This is a genomic window from Treponema sp. OMZ 790 (genome assembly GCF_024181285.1).
Taxonomy (GTDB): domain Bacteria; phylum Spirochaetota; class Spirochaetia; order Treponematales; family Treponemataceae; genus Treponema_B.
In genome coordinates, this window is sequence record NZ_CP051201.1 from 893,832 (window position 1) to 913,193 (window position 19,362).

At 31.3% G+C, this 19,362-nt stretch carries 28 protein-coding genes and 1 pseudogene; all 29 read left to right on the forward strand.

Annotation, left to right across the window (positions count from 1 at the left end; all coding sequences use genetic code 11):
- Positions 1-106 precede the first annotated feature (106 nt).
- The 29 genes and pseudogenes from E4O01_RS04160 (at position 107) to E4O01_RS04290 (ending at position 19,120) form a co-directional block, all read left to right on the forward strand.
- Positions 107-379, forward strand: coding sequence for a BrnT family toxin (locus E4O01_RS04160; RefSeq protein WP_253694589.1), 273 nt, complete (start codon positions 107-109; stop codon positions 377-379).
- 96 nt (positions 380-475) lie between these two features.
- Positions 476-604, forward strand: coding sequence for a BrnA antitoxin family protein (locus tag E4O01_RS14750; protein WP_371922623.1), 129 nt, complete (start codon positions 476-478; stop codon positions 602-604).
- A 1,800-nt stretch (positions 605-2,404) separates the two neighbouring features.
- Positions 2,405-3,184: a hypothetical protein gene (locus tag E4O01_RS04165; protein ID WP_253694591.1), complete on the forward strand. Its 780-nt coding sequence runs from the start codon at positions 2,405-2,407 to the stop codon at positions 3,182-3,184.
- A 206-nt stretch (positions 3,185-3,390) separates the two neighbouring features.
- Positions 3,391-3,936, forward strand: a complete 546-nt coding sequence (locus E4O01_RS04170) for a hypothetical protein (RefSeq protein ID WP_253694592.1) — start codon at positions 3,391-3,393, stop codon at positions 3,934-3,936.
- On the forward strand, positions 3,911-4,099 hold the full coding sequence (locus tag E4O01_RS04175; RefSeq protein ID WP_253694593.1) for a hypothetical protein: 189 nt from the start codon (positions 3,911-3,913) through the stop codon (positions 4,097-4,099). The genes E4O01_RS04170 and E4O01_RS04175 overlap by 26 nt, the downstream gene beginning before the upstream one ends.
- 296 nt (positions 4,100-4,395) lie before the next feature.
- Positions 4,396-4,560, forward strand: a complete 165-nt coding sequence (locus E4O01_RS14755; RefSeq protein ID WP_371819613.1) for a DNA cytosine methyltransferase — start codon at positions 4,396-4,398, stop codon at positions 4,558-4,560.
- Positions 4,511-4,783, forward strand: coding sequence for a DNA (cytosine-5-)-methyltransferase (dcm, locus tag E4O01_RS04180; protein ID WP_371819614.1), 273 nt, complete (start codon positions 4,511-4,513; stop codon positions 4,781-4,783). The genes E4O01_RS14755 and dcm overlap by 50 nt, the downstream gene beginning before the upstream one ends.
- The gene (locus tag E4O01_RS14760) at positions 4,740-4,958 is read left to right on the forward strand and encodes a DNA cytosine methyltransferase (protein ID WP_371819615.1); all 219 of its coding nucleotides are present in this window, start codon (positions 4,740-4,742) and stop codon (positions 4,956-4,958) included. Before dcm ends, E4O01_RS14760 begins: the two co-directional genes overlap by 44 nt.
- Positions 4,888-5,397, forward strand: coding sequence for a DNA cytosine methyltransferase (locus E4O01_RS04185; RefSeq protein ID WP_253694594.1), 510 nt, complete (start codon positions 4,888-4,890; stop codon positions 5,395-5,397). Before E4O01_RS14760 ends, E4O01_RS04185 begins: the two co-directional genes overlap by 71 nt.
- Positions 5,333-6,067: a hypothetical protein gene (locus tag E4O01_RS04190; RefSeq protein ID WP_253694595.1), complete on the forward strand. Its 735-nt coding sequence runs from the start codon at positions 5,333-5,335 to the stop codon at positions 6,065-6,067. The genes E4O01_RS04185 and E4O01_RS04190 overlap by 65 nt, the downstream gene beginning before the upstream one ends.
- Before the next feature lie 162 nt (positions 6,068-6,229).
- Entirely contained in the window at positions 6,230-6,715 is a 486-nt protein-coding gene (locus E4O01_RS04195) for a DNA-methyltransferase (protein WP_253730178.1), read from the forward strand.
- Between the two features lie 202 nt (positions 6,716-6,917).
- The gene (locus E4O01_RS04200) at positions 6,918-7,067 is read left to right on the forward strand and encodes a DNA methyltransferase (protein WP_253730179.1); all 150 of its coding nucleotides are present in this window, start codon (positions 6,918-6,920) and stop codon (positions 7,065-7,067) included.
- Positions 7,060-7,797: a PmeII family type II restriction endonuclease gene (locus E4O01_RS04205; protein ID WP_253694617.1), complete on the forward strand. Its 738-nt coding sequence runs from the start codon at positions 7,060-7,062 to the stop codon at positions 7,795-7,797. Before E4O01_RS04200 ends, E4O01_RS04205 begins: the two co-directional genes overlap by 8 nt.
- A gap of 835 nt (positions 7,798-8,632) precedes the next feature.
- On the forward strand, positions 8,633-9,457 hold the full coding sequence (locus E4O01_RS04210; RefSeq protein ID WP_253694599.1) for a hypothetical protein: 825 nt from the start codon (positions 8,633-8,635) through the stop codon (positions 9,455-9,457).
- Positions 9,458-9,631: 174 nt separating this feature from the next.
- Complete coding sequence (locus tag E4O01_RS04215; protein ID WP_253694600.1) at positions 9,632-10,729, forward strand: NADase-type glycan-binding domain-containing protein; 1,098 nt, start codon at positions 9,632-9,634, stop codon at positions 10,727-10,729.
- A gap of 721 nt (positions 10,730-11,450) precedes the next feature.
- Positions 11,451-11,669: a transposase gene (locus tag E4O01_RS04220; protein WP_253694601.1), complete on the forward strand. Its 219-nt coding sequence runs from the start codon at positions 11,451-11,453 to the stop codon at positions 11,667-11,669.
- Positions 11,666-11,725, forward strand: coding sequence for a hypothetical protein (locus tag E4O01_RS04225; protein WP_231577633.1), 60 nt, complete (start codon positions 11,666-11,668; stop codon positions 11,723-11,725). Before E4O01_RS04220 ends, E4O01_RS04225 begins: the two co-directional genes overlap by 4 nt.
- A 40-nt stretch (positions 11,726-11,765) precedes the next feature.
- On the forward strand, positions 11,766-12,212 hold the full coding sequence (locus E4O01_RS04230; RefSeq protein ID WP_253730180.1) for a transposase: 447 nt from the start codon (positions 11,766-11,768) through the stop codon (positions 12,210-12,212).
- A gap of 534 nt (positions 12,213-12,746) precedes the next feature.
- The gene (locus tag E4O01_RS04240) at positions 12,747-13,088 is read left to right on the forward strand and encodes a hypothetical protein (RefSeq protein WP_253694568.1); all 342 of its coding nucleotides are present in this window, start codon (positions 12,747-12,749) and stop codon (positions 13,086-13,088) included.
- A 128-nt stretch (positions 13,089-13,216) separates the two neighbouring features.
- A complete protein-coding gene (locus E4O01_RS04245) occupies positions 13,217-13,513 on the forward strand; it encodes a type II toxin-antitoxin system Phd/YefM family antitoxin (RefSeq protein ID WP_253730181.1) in 297 nt (98 codons plus the stop codon).
- Positions 13,506-13,778, forward strand: coding sequence for a type II toxin-antitoxin system RelE/ParE family toxin (locus E4O01_RS04250; protein WP_253730182.1), 273 nt, complete (start codon positions 13,506-13,508; stop codon positions 13,776-13,778). Before E4O01_RS04245 ends, E4O01_RS04250 begins: the two co-directional genes overlap by 8 nt.
- A 182-nt stretch (positions 13,779-13,960) precedes the next feature.
- Complete coding sequence (locus tag E4O01_RS04255; protein WP_253694603.1) at positions 13,961-14,500, forward strand: ClbS/DfsB family four-helix bundle protein; 540 nt, start codon at positions 13,961-13,963, stop codon at positions 14,498-14,500.
- A gap of 133 nt (positions 14,501-14,633) precedes the next feature.
- The gene (locus tag E4O01_RS04260) at positions 14,634-14,828 is read left to right on the forward strand and encodes a hypothetical protein (protein ID WP_253694604.1); all 195 of its coding nucleotides are present in this window, start codon (positions 14,634-14,636) and stop codon (positions 14,826-14,828) included.
- A pseudogene (locus E4O01_RS04265) lies at positions 14,828-15,229 on the forward strand (PIN domain nuclease). Before E4O01_RS04260 ends, E4O01_RS04265 begins: the two are co-directional and overlap by 1 nt.
- A 208-nt stretch (positions 15,230-15,437) precedes the next feature.
- Complete coding sequence (locus tag E4O01_RS04270) at positions 15,438-15,863, forward strand: hypothetical protein (RefSeq protein ID WP_253694605.1); 426 nt, start codon at positions 15,438-15,440, stop codon at positions 15,861-15,863.
- A gap of 39 nt (positions 15,864-15,902) precedes the next feature.
- Positions 15,903-16,085, forward strand: coding sequence for a type II toxin-antitoxin system HicA family toxin (locus tag E4O01_RS04275; protein ID WP_253694606.1), 183 nt, complete (start codon positions 15,903-15,905; stop codon positions 16,083-16,085).
- 20 nt (positions 16,086-16,105) lie between these two features.
- Positions 16,106-16,510: a type II toxin-antitoxin system HicB family antitoxin gene (locus E4O01_RS04280; RefSeq protein WP_253694607.1), complete on the forward strand. Its 405-nt coding sequence runs from the start codon at positions 16,106-16,108 to the stop codon at positions 16,508-16,510.
- Between the two features lie 1,539 nt (positions 16,511-18,049).
- Positions 18,050-18,958 (forward strand): hypothetical protein, encoded by a 909-nt coding sequence (locus E4O01_RS04285; RefSeq protein WP_253694608.1) that lies wholly within the window; start codon positions 18,050-18,052, stop codon positions 18,956-18,958.
- Between the two features lie 15 nt (positions 18,959-18,973).
- Positions 18,974-19,120: a hypothetical protein gene (locus E4O01_RS04290; RefSeq protein WP_253679525.1), complete on the forward strand. Its 147-nt coding sequence runs from the start codon at positions 18,974-18,976 to the stop codon at positions 19,118-19,120.
- Positions 19,121-19,362 lie beyond the last annotated feature (242 nt).

A 19,362-nucleotide genomic window follows, 5' to 3' on the forward strand; every position in this document is an offset into this window, starting at 1 on the left:
TTAAAAAGCTTTCTTACATCACATACTCACCGCTTTTATGAAATATTTTGTGTGAAATATTTTGTGTTGACAAATACATAAAATAGTATGTATAATATAGATGTATATGACATTTGAATGGGATGAAAATAAAAACTCTGAAAACATACGGAAGCATCAGGTTTCTTTTGAAAAAGCGCAGGATACTTTTTTTGATGCAAACCGTATGATTTTAGAAGATATAAAGCATTCCAGTTCTGAAAAACGTTATTTTTGCATTGGAAAAACAGACGAAGGAATTTTGACAGTGCGTTTTACAATACGCGGTCAAAATATTAGGATTTTCGGCGCAGGCTATTGGCGCCAAGGAAAGAAACTCTATGAAGAGCATTTACAGTAACCCCGAAAAAGCAGTAATGGAAGCATTGGATTCTGCCATTATTAGTGGCGGATTTTCTTCCTTCACCAGCAGAGCTTATAAAAACAACAAAGAAAAATAACAATCTCAATAGATTCTGATTGTATTAGTTTTTTCAAAGCAGAAGCAAAGAAAAATAATACAAAATATCAGACTATGATGAATGAAGTACTTTCTCAGTATGCAAAGCATTATGCGGTAAATTGAATTGTAGAATAGAACAATCGTATAACACCCGCTTCAACGCTGACATTGCTGTGCAATGCAGGTTAAGCGAATGTTATACGGATGCCTGAAGGCACAATTAACTGCAACTTTGAAAAAGTAGGGTGTTTTTTGTAAATTTAAGGCTTAAAACTAAAATTAAAAGCTTAGGTTCTGTGAGTAAAGTTTTGTTTTATTATAATATCTACTTGGATAAGTAAAAATAAGCTTTCATCTGAGTATTTTAAACTCGTTTAGGAAATCAACGAAATAAAAGTCCTTCGGACGGTCTGGTAATTATAATAATTAACTTACTTAGGAAATAAAAATGAGTCTTATAATAATATTTTTTTTATTGATAATTTATATTCCGTTTCTTTTTATTAAAGATGAAAAAAGTAAATTATATTTCAGAATAATTGTGATAATATCAAATATATGTTTAATGCTTTTATCAATATTTTCTTTTCAATTATTAAGATGTTTAAGTGTTATTGGAGTACTTATATACTTTTATTTATGTATGCTAGTTATAATTTTAAACATCTTATTTGTTATAACAAACATTATAAAACTAAAAAATAAGGGATTATTTTTTAATACCAATTGCGTTTTCTATTTTCTTTAGTTTTTGATTATAAAAATCAGTTATCGGAAAGAATTGCTTTAAAATTGAATTTAAAAATATAAAAATGAGCTTGATAGTTATATTACGAATAATGTAAAAATGAAAGTATACGAATATTTGATAATTATGTAGGAATTATATGGGATCCTGGTTTTAGATACATATAGTGTTATAATTTATGATAAAATAATAATTTAGATATTTTATATGATTCATCTGAAGATATGTTTGAGGATAAAGAAATGTATAATGAATTTAAAAAAGCTTTTGAATATGAAAAAATTGTTAATTTAATAAAAATTGAGGATAACTATTTTAGATGTAATATACATCAGTAAACGATTGCGTATAACACCCGCTTCAACCTGACATTGCGGAGGAGCCGCAAATGCAGGTTAAGCGAATGTTAGATGGATGCCTAACGGCACAATTAACAAAAGTAGGGTGTATTTTTTTGTAAATTAAAGTGTAAAACCCAAATTAAAAGCTTAGGTTCTTTGAGTAAAGTTATGTTTTATTATAATATTTACTTGGATAAGAAAAATAAATTTTTATCTAAGAATTTTAAAACTTGCTAAGGAAATCAACGAGTTAAAAGTCCTTCGGACGGTCTGGTAATTATGATAATTACTTTCTAAGGAAAAATAACTTTTATCTGAGTGTTTTAACCTTTTTAAGGAAATCGACGAGTTAAAAGTCCTTCGGACGGTCTGTGTTTATAATAATTGCTTTCTACAGAAAATTAAAATACATCTAAGTATTTTAAACTCGTTAAGGAAATCAATAAAATAAAAGTCCTTCGGACGGTCATGGTAATTATAATAATTAACTTGTTAAGTAAAATAAAACTTTTATTCAAGGATTTTAAAACTAGTTAAGAAAATCAACGAAATAAAAGTCCTTCGGACGGTCACGGTAATTATTATAGTTATTTGTTAAGTAGTAATAAAATTTTAGCCTTACAGTAAAATTTTAAGCTTTTTTTATTGAATATGTAGTAATAAAAGCGAAATAGTGTAAGATTAAGAGGATAATTGTTAAGATAAGTGGGATAGGTAAAATAAAATCATCTAACACCCGCTTCAACCTGACATTGCGGACGAGCCGCAAAGCAGGTTAAGCGAATGTTATGTGGATGCACCAGTGGTGCACGATGTTGAATTATAGGAAAATATATGGGTATAAGTGAAATTTTTTCCAGCGAATTGTATAATGTAGAGAAATTTTATGAATATTTCTCTGAAGAAGATATAAAAAACATCCCGTTTGATTTATATAATTTAATTGATATAGAACAAAAATATGAAAATCAATTTATATTTCAAAATTTTGTTGTGTTTTTTTCTGATTTATATGTTAGTTTAAATATTAATGATAAGGATTTTAAATATATAGATTCAAAATTGGATGAAATTGATTTTTCTCAGAAGTTTTCAGCATATTTGTATTCTGATTTTTTAATAAAGAAAGAAGGGGCAATTTTTGTATTTGCAAAAATGAGAAAGAAAAGTAACTGTAAATACTTAGAAACAGCATTTATTAATGAATATTATAAAAAAAATCCTATATTAACTGCTAGATGCCTTAGGGAATTATTCTACTTGGGAAGTAATAAAGCAAATGAATATGAAAAATTACTTTTTGAAAATATTGATGTAATTAATTTTATTACAATTATTTTGCTTTATGATAAAGATCTTAGTGAAAGAGTATTAGAATTATATAAAAATGAAGAATTTTTAAAAAATATAAAAATTAGCGACATTGAAGATTTTATTATGAGTTTTGAAATATTCATAATAAATTTGTTGGGTGTAAATAAGATAAAAGATTTTAAAAGAGATGAATATATAAATAGTTTTAATTACTATATAAAAATATATGGTTCTTATGAAGTAAAAGATTTTAATTCATTTTATAAAAAAAGTTTTCAGGAATTGAAAATTAACACATAACACCCGCTTCAACCTGACATTGCGGAGTAGCCGCAAATGCAGGTTAAGCGGTAGTTATGTGGACTGCCCTCCGGGCAGCATTCGTTAAGCGTGAAAGTTTATAACCTTCTATAATTTAAATAATAAAATCTATTGGAGCTTTTTACTTTCTCTTGGGACTATATAAAAAATAAATTTTGTGATAGAATATTAGCTGAGGTAAAGAGATGATAAATGTTTTTATTGATGAGATTACGCCTTGTCTCAGTGATGCTAAAACAGGCGAGCTCGTTCAAACAGAGGTTATACAAATTATTCGAAAATCTTTTTTGAAAAAGTATAATAAGAAAAATGGATGGTATACAGACTGGGATAAACTTATCGATGATAATGAAGTTTATGCTCTCGTCGTGGAAGGCTCTGTTGATATACAAGGACTGGTTTCTATTGTAAAAGATGAGGATGCAAAAGCATGTTATATTTCATGGATGTGTGCGAGTCCTGAAAATAATCATCAAATTACAAAAGAAATTAGATATAAAGGTGTTGGCGGACATTTGTTTGCTATTGCTGCGAAAAAATCAATCGACTTTGGTTTTGACGGAATGATGTACGGATTTGCAGCGAATAAAATTTTACTTGATCATTATGTCGAAAAATTTAATGCTGAATTTATCGGAATTCTTCATCCGTTTCAATTTGCAATAGATGAAGAAAATGCAAAAAATATAATGGAGGTTTATACTTATGATTGGACTGATGAAAAATTATAAAGAAAGTTTAAAAGATACACCGCAACCAATATTGTTGTCTGAAATGAAAAATAGCATCGATTTGAAAGCGTTATTTTCTTATGCAAAAGCAAACAATATGAAAGTTTCTGAATTATCAGAAACTGATAAGAAAAAATTTGTCAAGACTAGAGGTCTATTATAGTTTAAATGTAATGTAAATGAACTAGTATTTAAATACTAAAAACACATAACACTCGCTTCAACCTGACAATTGTTTTGTCACGAAAGTTGCTTAGAGGCGGTCATTGCTAACGCAATTCCCTTTTTTATGCAACTTTCGCGCCAACTTTGCTGACGCTTACGCGTCGGCAAAGACACAAATGCAGGTTAAGCGAATGTTATGTGGACTGCCCTTCGGGCAGCTTCTTTCATGGGTAATAGTCTTAAAATCAAAAATAATGTATAATACCTAGTAAAAATTAATTTTCGGGTGTAAAAATGCAAAATACTAAGTCCATAAGATTTATAGATTTATTCGCCGGAATTGGAGGTATTCGAATTCCATTTGATGAACTTGGATATAGTTGTGTCTTTTCTTCCGAATGGGACAAAAATGCCTGTAAAACGTATACTGCAAATTTTGGTGATATTCCCTGCAGGTGATATCACAAAAATACCGGCACAAAATATTCCTACCCATGATATCCTCTTAGCGGGTTTCCCTTGTCAGGCTTTTTCAATTATGGGAAAAATGCAGGGGTTTAATGATACTCGAGGAACGATGTTTTTTGAGATTGAAAGGATTCTCTCTTATCATAAACCTAAAGTAGTTTTATTGGAAAATGCAAAACAACTTACAACTCATAACAAAGGAAATACTTTTTAAAGTTATTTTACAAAGGCTTACTCAATTAGGTTACCATTTGAAATATCAAGTATTAAATGCTCTTGATTTTGGTTTGCCGCAAAAAAGAGAAAGAATAATAATTATTGGTTTTTTGGATAAAAATCAATCAAATAAATTTAATTTTGATTTTGAAAAAAAAAGATTACAGTCTTGAAAATATCTTGGAAAATGAAAATCAAATTGATAATAGTTTCTATGCCTCTCCTGAAATTCGGAAAAAACGTCTAGCAATGACTGAAGACAAAATTAAATTTTTCCCTTCTGTATGGCATGAAAATAAGTCCGGTAACATATCAATTTTAGATTATTCATGTGCATTAAGAACTGGAGCATCATATAATTATCTTTTAGTAAATGGAGTACGCAGATTTACTCCAAGGGAATTGCTTAGATTACAGGGATTCCCAGATACTTATAAAATTGTTGTTTCTACACAAGAAATTAGACGGCAGACAGGAAATTCTGTAGCTGTACCAATGATTAGAATGGCAGCAAAGAAAATAGATTTAATTTTACGAGGAGAAGAAAATGGAGCAACATCCGAAACTTCGAGATTCCAAAAGACTGACAACAAAAGAATTATATCCGCTTAATATTTTCCCAAATAATTTAATAACTGAAATTGGAAGTTATTTTGTTTATCTCTTATATATAGGACGAACTGACATCACTGGAGCCGATTGGAGTAATGCTTTTGCGCAAGCGATAAAAGGTATGCATTTAGACTCTCCTGTTGGTATTGCTGATGTTGTGCTAAATAAAAATTGCTGGTCAATGAAAACAGTCAAAAATCCTTCTCCTTTTTCTGCAAAAAACATTCGTCTTATAAGCGGTCGTTGCTCTCCGGATTATTCATATGGAATTACCGACCCGCATAAAGATGTTCAGAAAACGGGAGAAGCTGTTTTAGGAATTTGGAATGAACGAGTAAATATTGCAAATGATCATTATAGTCAATTACGAACTTCTATATTGGTGCGGAGTAATGATTTACTTTCATATAGTTTGTTTGAAGAAGAAACTCTTAGGTATAGAACAACAGATTATCATTGGGATGTAAATAAAAACGGAAATTTAATTGAGTTAGATAAAAGAGAAAGACTTTGTTTTACATGGCAACCCCATGGTTCACAATTTACAATACATACAGAAATTCCTGATAGTGCTGTAAAATTCACGATAAAACAACCTCCGAAACTTGAAAGAAAGGATATTTTAGAAAAAATTCATTTTGACAATTCTTGGATAACAATTATAAAATAGATATCACATAACACTCGCTTCAACCTGACATTGCGGAGTAGCCGCAAATGCAGGTTAAGCGAATGTTAGTTGGACATTGCTAGCGCAATGCATTTTTTGGATTACTGTACTAATTATCGTTTTTTGTGTAAAATTACAAAAAGGATTTATTCATAAGACACTATGATAACAACGAATATATTATCGGGAGATTGTCTGGAAAAACTAAAAGCATTACCCAACTCTTCCGTCGACCTTATTGTTACCTCACCTCCTTATGCCGATCAGCGGAAAAATACGTATGGCGGTATAAAACCGGAGAAATATGTATCATGGTTTCTTCCGATTGCTGCGGAGCTTTTTAGAGTTTTGAAAAATGACGGTACTTTTATTCTCAATATAAAAGAAAAGGTTCAAAACGGGGAACGCAGCACGTATGTTCTTGAATTAATCTTGGAAATGAAAAAGCAAGGCTGGTTATGGACAGAAGAATTTATTTGGCACAAAAAAAACTGTTATCCCGGAAAATGGCCGAACAGGTTTAGGGATGCGTGGGAGCGTTTGTTACAATTCAATAAAATAAAAAAATTTAATATGTATCAAGAAGCTGTAATGGTTCCTATGGGAGATTGGGCAAAAAATAGGCTTAAAATTATCGGAAGTCGATAAAATACGGGACAACTCAAAAGTCGGAAGCGGTTTTGGAAAAATATTTCAAATTGGCTTGAAAGAGATAGGGCATATCCAACCAATGTCCTTCATTTAGCCACTGAATGCGGTAACAAAACCATAGTGCTGCATTCCCTGAAAGTTTGCCTGAATGGTTTATAAAATTATTTACTCAAGAATATGACACTGTCTTGGATCCTTTATGGGATCGGGTACGACAGTCTTTGTTGCAAACCGTATGAACCGTCATGCGATAGGAATTGATATTGTAGATGAATACTGTGAAAAGGTACAAAAGAAAATCAATGAACAAGAGATAATGTTGTTTGAACGTGAGGTTAACTATGGGTAGTTTGAGCATAGATGACGTAAAAATATATGTTGAAAACCATATTGGTACCTTTCATAAAAAGAGAATAAGCAGTTTAGATAATTTAAAACTATCGACAATCTTAAAAAGAAAGAATCCGTATCTTTTTAAAGCAAAAAATATTTTAACTGCCGAACAGATTGTATCCGGATTTTTAAATGCTCATATTTCCTCAAATGAAGAAACAATCTTTGGCGACTGGCTTGAAGGACTTGCTCTTTTCATTAACTCTAAAGTGTATGGAGGTTATAAATCCGGTATACAAGGTATTGACCTTGAATTTGATGATAAGAATACACGTTATATTGTCAGTATAAAATCGGGTCCTAATTGGGGTAACAGTTCTCAAATTAAGAAAATGATTGCCGATTTTAAAACAGCTAAAAAGACATTACGGACAAGCAACTCTCAGTTACATATTGTTGCAGTGAACGGCTGCTGCTACGGTAAAGAAAAGAATTATGATAAAGGTGATTATTTTAAATACTGCGGTCAGCAATTTTGGGAATTTATTTCAGGAGATGAAAATTTATATATTGATATCATTGAACCGTTAGGATTTAAAGCAAAAGAAAAGAGTGATGAGTTTATGCAGTCATATACACAGATGATAAATAAATTTACCGGAGAATTTATCCAAAACTATTGTTTATCTTCCGGTGAAATCGACTGGAATAAAATAGTAAAATTTAATTCTGCAAAAGAAAAATAAAAATGGTTATCAACTAACACCCGCTTCAACCTGACATTGCGGAAGAGCCGCAAATGCAGGTCAAGCGTTAGTTAGATGGATGCCTAACGGCACAATTAACAAAAGTAGGGTGTATTTTTTTGTAAATTAAAGTGTAAAACCCAAATTAAAAGCTTAGGTTCTTTGAGTAAAGTTATGTTTTATTATAATATTTACTTGGATAAGAAAAATAAATTTTTATCTAAGAATTTTAAAACTTGCTAAGGAAATCAACGAGTTAAAAGTCCTTCGGACGGTCTGGTAATTATGATAATTACTTTCTAAGGAAAAATAACTTTTATCTGAGTGTTTTAACCTTTTAAGGAAATCGACGAGTTAAAAGTCCTTCGGACGGTCTGTGTTTATAATAATTGCTTTCTACAGAAAATTAAAATACATCTAAGTATTTTAAACTCGTTAAGGAAATCAATAAAATAAAAGTCCTTCGGACGGTCATGGTAATTATAATAATTAACTTGTTAAGTAAAATAAAACTTTTATCTAAGGATTTTAAAACTAGTTAAGAAAATCAACGAAATAAAAGTCCTTCGGACGGTCACGGTAATTATTATAGTTATTTGTTAAGTAGTAATAAAATTTTAGCCTTACAGTAAAATTTTAAGCTTTTTTTATTGAATATGTAGTAATAAAAGCGAAATAGTGTAAGATTAAGAGGATAATTGTTAAGATAAGTGGGATAGGTAAAATAAAATCATCTAACACCCGCTTCAACCTGACATTGCGGACGAGCCGCAAAGCAGGTTAAGCGAATGTTAGGTTGATGGTTTTACTAGAGCTGCTGGATTGGAGGTATATAATGAAACGCACTTTCTTACTAATCATGACTTTGCTCGCACTCGCAGCGGTTTCTGCGGAAGAACAAAAATGTTTCGGTGAAAAACCGCACGCCGACACCGTGGGCGACATAGTGTTTGCAGACGGCACAGCGATGGCGTGGCGAGAGGGGCTTTCCTTCACCGATGAGCAAAAAGCGGCTGCAATCGCAGTCATCTTTTATGTGGGAACGGAATGTTCCAACGACGGGCGAAAGCGGATACTTGGTGTGGGATTAGTCCACTCTAATGATTATGTCAGATGGTGTGATAGTGATGCATGGGCATACTGCGAATATATTAAACCGATAGAATGCTCCATAAACGGCTATATCGGTAAATACACTTTTGAAGGAGATACCGACGGAAGCGATAACCTTGAACAAATCGGTGCATGCCTTTCTACGCGGGCTCAGAATCTTACGGACGACGAAGTCGCTTATTGGTATCCGGCAGGAAGACCTTTTGATGATACGGAAAATGAAAGCCTTTACCCTGCATTCTACTTTGCAAAAAACTATGCAAAACAAAGCAAAAGTCATGTCTACGGAACGCGCTACGAGAAAGGCTGGTATCTTCCATCGATTGCGGAACTGTTCCAGATATGGAAAAACAAAGAAACTGTGGACGCTGCGATACGGCTTTGCGGAGGAGATGAATTTGGAGAATGGCATTATTTGTCATCGACACAATTTATCGACAAAACAGATTATACTCACGAACTCTACTTCTTTACGGGAAGTGAGCATGGAAGAGAAAAAGACTTTGGAGAATTTGTCTGCGCAATCCGCGAATTTGACGGACGGTAAAATATGGAGCTGAAGTGTTTGCAAACGAAGAAATACAACTATAAGGCCGGTAAAATAACAGCCTAACAATCTAACAATATTTTCAAAACCGAGAATTCAAGGTTTTGTTTGCGTTACGGTTTAAAACAATGTCAGACGGACGCCTCCGGCGTGCTGATTTTTAGGAGAGAAAAAATGAAAAAAATAATTGTATTTTTATTCTTAATATTTACTTCAATCCCGGCTTTTGCTTATGACTATAGAGAAATTATTTTCGGAAATAATTATAAAAATATCAAAGAATGTACGGATGACAAAATATTAAAATATTTTAAAAGTCAAAAAAGCATAAAAGATGGGGATGATGGAGATAAATATGTACGTCTTTTTGAAGAAAATTATGAAAACGGAACTATCTACCGTCTTTTAACAAGTTATGAAACTTTGAATGATGAAAATCTATCAAAAATATATGAAAATAAAACGAGACTCAGACAATGGGTTTATATAAAAGTTAATGGGAATTTTCATGAAATATCATCTGAATATATTTATATACTGATATCAGGAGACGGCACGGTAAGGAGCTGGGATGAAGACAATTATGGCAATGTATCCGTTATAGAGCGAAATAATAAAATCATAGGAATACTGGAATTCAACACTGCCAAGCGTGAAATATTTTATTCTGATATTTCAGATGAAGGTGAAACTGATGATTCGGATAACTATAAAATCCGGGAGACAACCGAACGTTCTACTTCAGCAAATTTTAAATATTGGAAAGATTTACAAAACGGAGCTTTTTATGAAAACCGGTCGGGAGATGAATGTTTACATTTAATAAGGGAAGATGCGGAAATTCCTGTAATTAATATCAATTATTCATATCCGCTTATTGATAAAGTACGTCCGTTTAAATATACAATTCAAAATGCTTTTGACGGCAATCCCGCAACGAGTTATGTAGAAGATACGGAAGATGACACAATAAAAATTTCATTATATTCAAAAAATCTTAGTTCAAAATGCATAAAAATGAAAATCATAAATGGCTATGCACAAAATGAAAGGCTTTATAAAAACAATAATCGAATAAAAGTTATTGATTCATTGAATGAAAAATCTGCGGCAGTTATCTTAAAAGATGAAAATCTTGAACCGCAAATTGTAAATTGGATTGATTATGGTTTTTATGTAAAGGAACTTTATAAGGGAAAAAAGTATAATGATACATGTGTTGCCGAATTGGATTTTCAATCGGAAAATGGAAATTGGATATTTGAAAACTAATCATCTAACACCCGCTTCAACCTGACATTGCGGACAAGCCGCAAATGCAGGTTAAGCAAATGTTAGACAGATGCCTAACGGCACAATTAACTGCAACTTTGAAAAAAATAGGGTGTATTTTTTAATACATAAAAGTGTAAAATCCAAATTAAAAGCTTAGATTCTTTGAGTAAAGTTATGTTTTATTATAATATTTACTTGATTAAGGAAAAGAAAACTTTCGTCTGAGGGTTTTAAACTCGCTAAGGAAAACAACAAATAAAAGTCCTTCGGACGGTCTGGTAATTATAATAATTAACTTGTTAAGGAAAAATAAAGTTTTATCTTGGGATTTTATAACTCGTTTAGTAAATCAACAAAATAAAAGTCCTTCGGACGGTCATGGTAATTATTATAATTATTTGCTAAGTAAAATAAAATTTTAGCCTTATAGTAAAATTGTTGATTTTTTAAATTTAATGATGAAAAGCTGTATAGGTTAAAAAAAGTCTAATTGTTAAGAATAAGCTTATAATTTTAAGATAATATTATTTATAAAAGTTTAGTTTTGTAAATAATAAAGCTTTATAATAAAATTTTAAGTTTATTTATTAAATATAGTAATAAAAAGCAAAATAGTGTAAAATTAAAAGCACAATTGTTAATATAAGCGATTAAATAAACTAAAGGGCACCTCTAAAAACCCCCTTTAAAAAAGATTAAAAAGATGATAAAATGAGGTATGAAACAAAAAGGATTATTTGATGAAGAAGATCGTTTAAGAGTATTAAGTAACTTAGGTGATAGTCTTGAAAAATTAAACGAAAAAATAAATTGGGAAATATTCAAACCACTATTAAAAAAAGCATTAACCAAAGAGCCAAAAGGTTTAGGCGGAAGACCTGCATACGATTATGTAATGATGTTTAAAATAATAATCTTACAAAATTATACAACATAAGTGATGATCAAACGGAATATCAAATAAACGATCGACTATCCTTTATGAGATTTTAGGATTGGAATTAAAAGATAAAGTACCCGATTCAAAAACAATATGGCTTTTAAAGAAAAACTCATTGAAGCGAGTATCAAAAAGTTATTTGAAAAGTTTGGAAAAGAATTAGCTAGGAATAACTTAATAGGAAAAGAGGGAACGATAATAGATGCGACAATAGTAGAAGCTCCGATACAGCATAACAGCAAAGATGAAAATGAACAAATCAAAAATGGAAAAGTCCCTGAACAATGGCAAGAAGCAAAAAATAAGGCAAAATTATCGCAAAAAGACTGTGATGCGAGGTGGACAAAGAAGCACAAACGTAGCTATTACGGTTATAAAGATCATATAAAAGTAGATAAAAAAAGTAAGCTTATATTGAAAGTGACGGTAACAGCAGCCAATGTTCATGATAGTAGAGAGTTAAAAAATTTGGTTGAAAGGGAAGATGAAAGATTATACGCAGATAGTGCTTATATAGGAGAAGAAATAGAGAGAGTTTAAAAGCAGAAAGGAATAGAAGGACAAATTGTGAAAGAGGAGCAAGGGAAACCTCTTACTAAAAACAAAAATCAGTAACAGAAAAAATCAAAAATACGGGCGAGTAGAACATGTATTTGGCTTTATGACAAACTCAATGAAAGGTATCTATGTAAGAACGATAGGATTAGCTCGTGCAACATTTTCGATAATAATGATGAACTTAACATACAACTTATGCCGATATTGCTATCTAAAGAAATAAAATGAGGGAGCATATAGGTAATAAAATGAAAAGTAAGGGAACTTAAGATAAAGAATCCAAGTTTTACACTAGACAATTTATAAAAAAGCTACTAAAATAATAAATAGGTACACTAAAAAATAGGTTTTTAGAGGTGCCCTAAAAGTGTCTAACACCCGCTTCAACCTGACATTGCGGAGTAGCCGCAAATGCAGGTTAAGCGAATGTTAGGTTGACCTGCCTGAAGGCAGGCAGGTGCGGAACCAGCCTATAACATTTATTTCGACTGAAAAATAAATTTATAGGAGATTTTTATGGACGAATTTGTAGAACGCCTTGCAGGTATAGGAATTCCAGCATTGGTTTTTATAATCGTAATGAGTAGTACCGGTCTTGCAGGTGCAGCAGCAGTAACATCGACATTGGCATTACTTGGTCCCGGTGGAATGATAGGTGGAGTTATAACATTAATAGTTATAGGAGCCGGTTCTTCAGTAATAGCCAAATATGGGTATGAAACTATTATTTCTGCAACTTGTAAAAAAATAATGGAAAAAGAACATCTTTCAAAAGATGATATGTGTGCAAGGATAGATTCATATTATATTACTAAAGGCTTACGAGAAAAAATAAAAGCAAAAATTAGAGAATCATAAGTTTTGGGTTTTCTCCCTATGATTATATGAAAATTCATAGGGAGTTTTACTGTTTTATTATAAAAAAAGTATTTATTATAGACATAAAGGTATTATTATGGTATAATAAAACCATTAAGGAGATGCATATGCCGCAAATAGTACCAATTCGCGACTTAAAAAATACGAGTGCGATTTCAAATCTTTGTCATGAAACAAATGAGCCGATTTTTATAACAAAAAATGGCTATGGTGATATGGTTATTATGAGTATGGAAACATATGAAGGAAATGCTTTTTTTAATGATCTTTATAGTAATTTGGAAGAAGCAGAAATAGATTTGCAAAACGACAGGGTTTCCGATATTGATGAGGCTATAGAGGAGATAAAAGTCGCTATGATTTATGATATTCAAATCACTGATAAGGCAAAGAGATTTGAATGAAATTGTAAAATATATAAAAGAAATACTTGTAAATCCAGACGCTGTATCAAGTTTATTAGATGATTTTTTTAGACAAAAATCTTTTTTAGCTGAAAATCCATATATGTTTCCTCGATGTTCTATTTTGAAATTACATAAGAAAGGGTATCATCGTTTTATATTTAAGAATAATTATATAGCATTATATTTAATTGATGATAATAAAAAAGTAGTTACTATAATGCATATATTTTATGCAAAACGTGATTATGGAAAATTATTATAAATACCTAACACCCGCTTCAACCTGACATTTGTTTGTCATAAAACTTGCTTAATGTGCCTTTTCGGCACCGCAAGTTTTACGCCAACTTTGCCTTGCGCTTCGCGTCGGCAAAGGTACAAATGCAGGTCAAGCGTTAGTTAGGCGGACAGCTCTACTAGAGCTGCTTTGGGATAGGAGGAAATATGGCACGGGCAAGAAATAAAGATGATTTGCTTAAATTTGCAGCGGAAAATTATTCAAAATTGATGGATATTATTTCTAAAATGACTGAAAATCAAATGAACACGCTTTTTGATTTTTCCGGCGATAAAAGCAAAAAAGAAGCTCATTGGGAGCGCGATAAAAATGTTAGAGATGTCTTGATTCATTTGTATGAATGGCATCAACTTATGTTGAAATTCATAGAAAATAATGCTGACGGAAAAAGTAATATTCCGTTTTTGCCGGATGAGTATTCTTGGAAAACCTATGGAGCAATGAATGTCATGTTTTGGAAACGGCATCAGAATACAAGTCTTGAAAGTGCAAAAGCAATGCTAGCGGAAAGTCATAAAAAGATTCTTGCACTGGCTGAGAAATATTCAAATGAAGAGCTTTTTACGAAAAAATATTTTTCATGGACAGGAACAACTGATTTAGGTTCATATTTTGTAAGTACGACTTCAAGTCATTATGACTGGGCTATAAAAAAGATAAAATTGCATTGTAAAAAAATTGTATAAAAGTAAATATACACGAGAAATGTGCTAAAGATTGCAGAGTAGTGATGCATTCCTGTTATTTTTTATGTCATGGTAATATAGTAGAAAAATTATCAGAATAATAGTATAATCATAGGCGGTAAGGAGGTTGTTGATGGTAGAAACAGCTCTTAAAAAAAAAGCGATGGATTATTTTGCAATGCTTGATAACGAACAGGCACGGATGGTTATTTCATATATGGAAACAATTGAATGTTCCTCTGAAAAGCGAAATCGTACTCTTGCCGACCTAAAGGGTAAAATTCAGTTTGCTGATGGATATGACTATAAAGCAATGCGGAGTTCTTAATGGTTTTAGTAGATACTTCTGTGCTGATAAACTTTTTTCGTGGCAGGGAAACTGTTGGTACAGCATATTTTGAAAAATTGCTTGAGGAACAAAAACATTTTTGTATCAATGAATTTATTTATCAAGAGATTTTGCAGGGCTCAAAAGACGAAAAAGAATTTGCTATTTTGAAATCTTATTTAATTGATGTACCGTTATATTCGCTAAAACTCGGTATTCAATCCTTTTAAAATGCTGCTTGGTTGAATTTCCGTTGTCGTAGAAAAGGTGTTACAATTCGTAGTACGGTAGATTTGCTGATTGCAGAAACTGCGATTGAAAATAATATTCCGCTTCTACATGATGATGACGATTTTGCAAATATGGCTCGAATTATTACGGAGTTAACGCTGGCTGTGTAGATAAAAACGCCTAACACCCGCTTCAACCTGACATTTGTTTTGTCACGAAAGTTGCTGGGGGGGGGCGCTCGCTGCTAATGCAGCTCCCTTTTTATGCAACTTTCGCGCCAACTTTGCCTTACGCTATACGCGTCGGCAAAGGCACAAATGCAGGTTAAGCGAATGTTAGATTGATTGACGGCAATGCCGTCAACATTGGTGCAAGAATATGAGAAAATCAATATTTGAAACTGTCATTCATAGTAACATAAAAAATATTTGGAAAATAATAACCGATAATGAACATTATTCGTGGCGGAGTGATATTTCAGAAATAAAAATTATTGAGCCTCATCATAAATTTATAGAAGTATCAAAAAATGGCATACAAACAGTTTTTACAATAACAGCAATAAAACCATATAGTTTGTATGAATTTGATATGGAAAATAAATATTTTAGAGGACATTGGATTGGTCATTTTTATGAACTTTCAGAAAAAGAAACAAAAATAGTGTTCACAGAAATCTTGAATATAAAAAATCCTATTATGGAAATACTTTCATATATATGTATGAATTTAAAAAGTATGCAGAAAAAATATGTTTCGGATTTGATTAAAGAATTGGAAAAACAAAAAGTATCAACTACTTGAAATTATACATATAATGCGTATAATAAGATTAGATATAAAATGACGGTAAAAGAAATAGAAAAGATACTAAAAGCAGATGGTTGGTATTTTGTGGCATCAAAAGGTTCTCATAATCAATATAAACATGCTGTAAAATCAGGAAAAGTTACGGTACCGAATCATAGGGGAGATATACCAATAGGAACAGTGAAAGCAATTTTAAAGCAGGCAGGTCTGAAATAAGGATGATGGAGGAATATAAGATGAAATTAGCATATCCGGCAATTATAACATATTGTGAGGAAGATAATAGTTATAGCGTAGAATTTCCCGACTTGAAAGGCTGTGTTTCCGGAGGATTTTCTCTTATAGAAGCGATAGAGATGGGAATAGATGCGGCATCGGGTTGGATTTTAACGGAAATCGAAGAAGGAAATGCTGTACCGAAAGCAAGTGAGCCTAGAAAAATAAAACTACCTGATGATAAGAGTTTTATAAATATGCTTATTTTAGATATGGATTCGTACAGTGAAAAATATTCAACTAAATGCGTGAGAAAAAATATAACGCTTCCTAAATGGGTGAATACGCTTGCAGAAAAAAATAATGTGAATTTTTCACAATTATTACAGAATACGATAGTAGAAAAATATGTAGGTGCTATGTAAAAGTATCTAACACCCGCTTCAACCTGACATTGCGGAGTAGCCACAAATGCAGGTTAAGCGAATGTTAGACAGATGCCTAACGGCACAAATAACTGCAACTTTGAAAAAGTAGGGTGTATTTTTTTGTAAATTAAAGTGTAAAACCCAAATTAAAAGCTTTGGTTCTTTGAGTAAAGTTATGTTTTATTATAATATTTACTTGATTAAGGAAAATAAAACTTTTATCTAAGGATTTTAAACTCGTTAAGTAAATCAACGAGTAAAAGTCCTTCGGACGGTCATAGTAATTATAACAATTATTTGCTAAGTAAAGTAAAATTCTAGCCTTATAGTAAAATTATTGATTTTTTTAAATTTAACGATGAAAAGCTGTATAGGTTAAAAAATAAAGTTTTATTGTTAAGAATAAGTTATAATTTTAAGATAATATTATTTATAAAAGATTAGTTTTGTAAATAATATAGAATTATAGTTAAAATAATAGTTTTTAATATATGCGTTAAGTAATATGAAAGTTATATATGCAAATAATAAAGCTTTATAGTAAAATTTTAAGTTTTTATTTATTAAATATTGTAATAAAAAGCAAAATAGTATAAAATTAAAAGCATAATTGTTAATATAAGCAGGATAGGTAAAATAAAATCATCTAACACTCGCTTCAACCTGACATTGCGGACAAGCCGCAAATGCAGGTTAAGCGAATGTTAGATGGATGCCTAACGGCACAATTAACAAAAGTAGGGTGTATTTTTTTGTAAATTAAAGTGTAAAACCCAAATTAAAAGCTTAGGTTCTTTGAGTAAAGTTATGTTTTATTATAATATTTACTTGGATAAGAAAAATAAATTTTTATCTAAGAATTTTAAAACTTGCTAAGGAAATCAACGAGTTAAAAGTCCTTCGGACGGTCTGGTAATTATGATAATTACTTTCTAAGGAAAAATAACTTTTATCTGAGTGTTTTAACCTTTTAAGGAAATCGACGAGTTAAAAGTCCTTCGGACGGTCTGTGTTTATAATAATTGCTTTCTACAGAAAATTAAAATACATCTAAGTATTTTAAACTCGTTAAGGAAATCAATAAAATAAAAGTCCTTCGGACGGTCATGGTAATTATAATAATTAACTTGTTAAGTAAAATAAAACTTTTATCTAAGGATTTTAAAACTAGTTAAGAAAATCAACGAAATAAAAGTCCTTCGGACGGTCACGGTAATTATTATAGTTATTTGTTAAGTAGTAATAAAATTTTAGCCTTACAGTAAAATTTTAAGCTTTTTTTATTGAATATGTAGTAATAAAAGCGAAATAGTGTAAGATTAAGAGGATAATTGTTAAGATAAGTGGGATAGGTAAAATAAAATCATCTAACACCCGCTTCAACCTGACATTGCGGACGAGCCGCAAAGCAGGTTAAGCGAATGTTAGATTGACCTGCCTTGAGGCAGGCATGAGCGGAACCAATCAAAGCATTCTTTCGATGAAAAATAAAGATAATTGCAATTAAAAGGAAATTGCAAGAAGGAAGGTCGAAAGATGAAACAAAAAAGATTAGTTTCAATGGTTGGAGCATTAGTTTTAACAATTAGTGCAGTAGTTTTAATTACTGGTTGTCCGCAGGCTAATGGCGGAATATCAACAAAAAGTATAGTAGAGTTTGATTCTACAAGTGTAAAATGCAAAAAAATAAATTCATATCCTTATAGGGATGTAACAAGTGGAAGCCAAATACAAGAAAAGGATGAATTGCTGTTTGAAGCGATTTTGCCTTCAGATAAAATTGTCGAGAATTGGTATATCAATGATGTTAAACAAGAACATAAAACTAATTCGGTAATGTCATATAGGGTAGAGGCTTCCGATATTATAGGTGGAAATCTTAAAGTTAGGTTTACAACTAAAAATCCTGTAAAAGGAAATATAGAGTTTGATACTGCAAGCATAAAATGCAAAAAAACGAATTCATCCCCTTATACGGATGTAACAAATGAAAGCCAAATACAAGAAAAGGATGAATTGCTGTTTGAAGCGATTTTGTCTTCAGATAAAATTGTCGAGAATTGGTATATCAATGATGTTAAACAAGAACATAAAACTAATTCGGTAATGTCATATAGGGTAGAGGCTTCCGATATTATAGGTGGAAATCTTAAAGTTAGGTTTACAACTAAAAATCCTGTAAAAGGAAATATAGAATTTGATACTGCAAGTATAAAATGCAAAAAAAAGAATTCATACCCTTATATAGATGTAACAAGTGGAAGTCAAATACAAGAAAAGGATAAATTGATGTTTGAAGCGATTTTACCTACAGGTAAAGTTGTTGAAAACTGGTATATCAACGATGTTAAGCAGGAGTATGAAACTAATTTGGTAATGTCATATAGGGTAGAGGCATCCGATATTGTTGATGGAAAGATTAAAATTCGCTTTGTTTTTAAATAGATACGGAGGAATACTATGAGCAAAAATAAACCAATAAAACCGACTGATAATCAATCAAATATGCAAAATCCCAACAAGGGAACATCCGGAACAAATCGCCAGTATGACCAAAATCAAGGTAATCGTGGCGGGCAGCTTAATCCAAATAAAAAAGGGAAGTAATTTTAGTATATGTAGTAATAAGTGCCGTGATTATTACATATACTATTTATTTATAGTTAATAAAAAGAAAATCTAACACCCGCTTCAACCTGACATTGCGAGTCAAGCTCGCAAATGCAGGTTAAGCGAATGTTAGACAGATGCCTAACGGCACAATTAACTGCAACTTTGAAAAAAATAGGGTGTATTTTTTAATACATAAAAGTGTAAAATCCAAATTAAAAGCTTAGATTCTTTGAGTA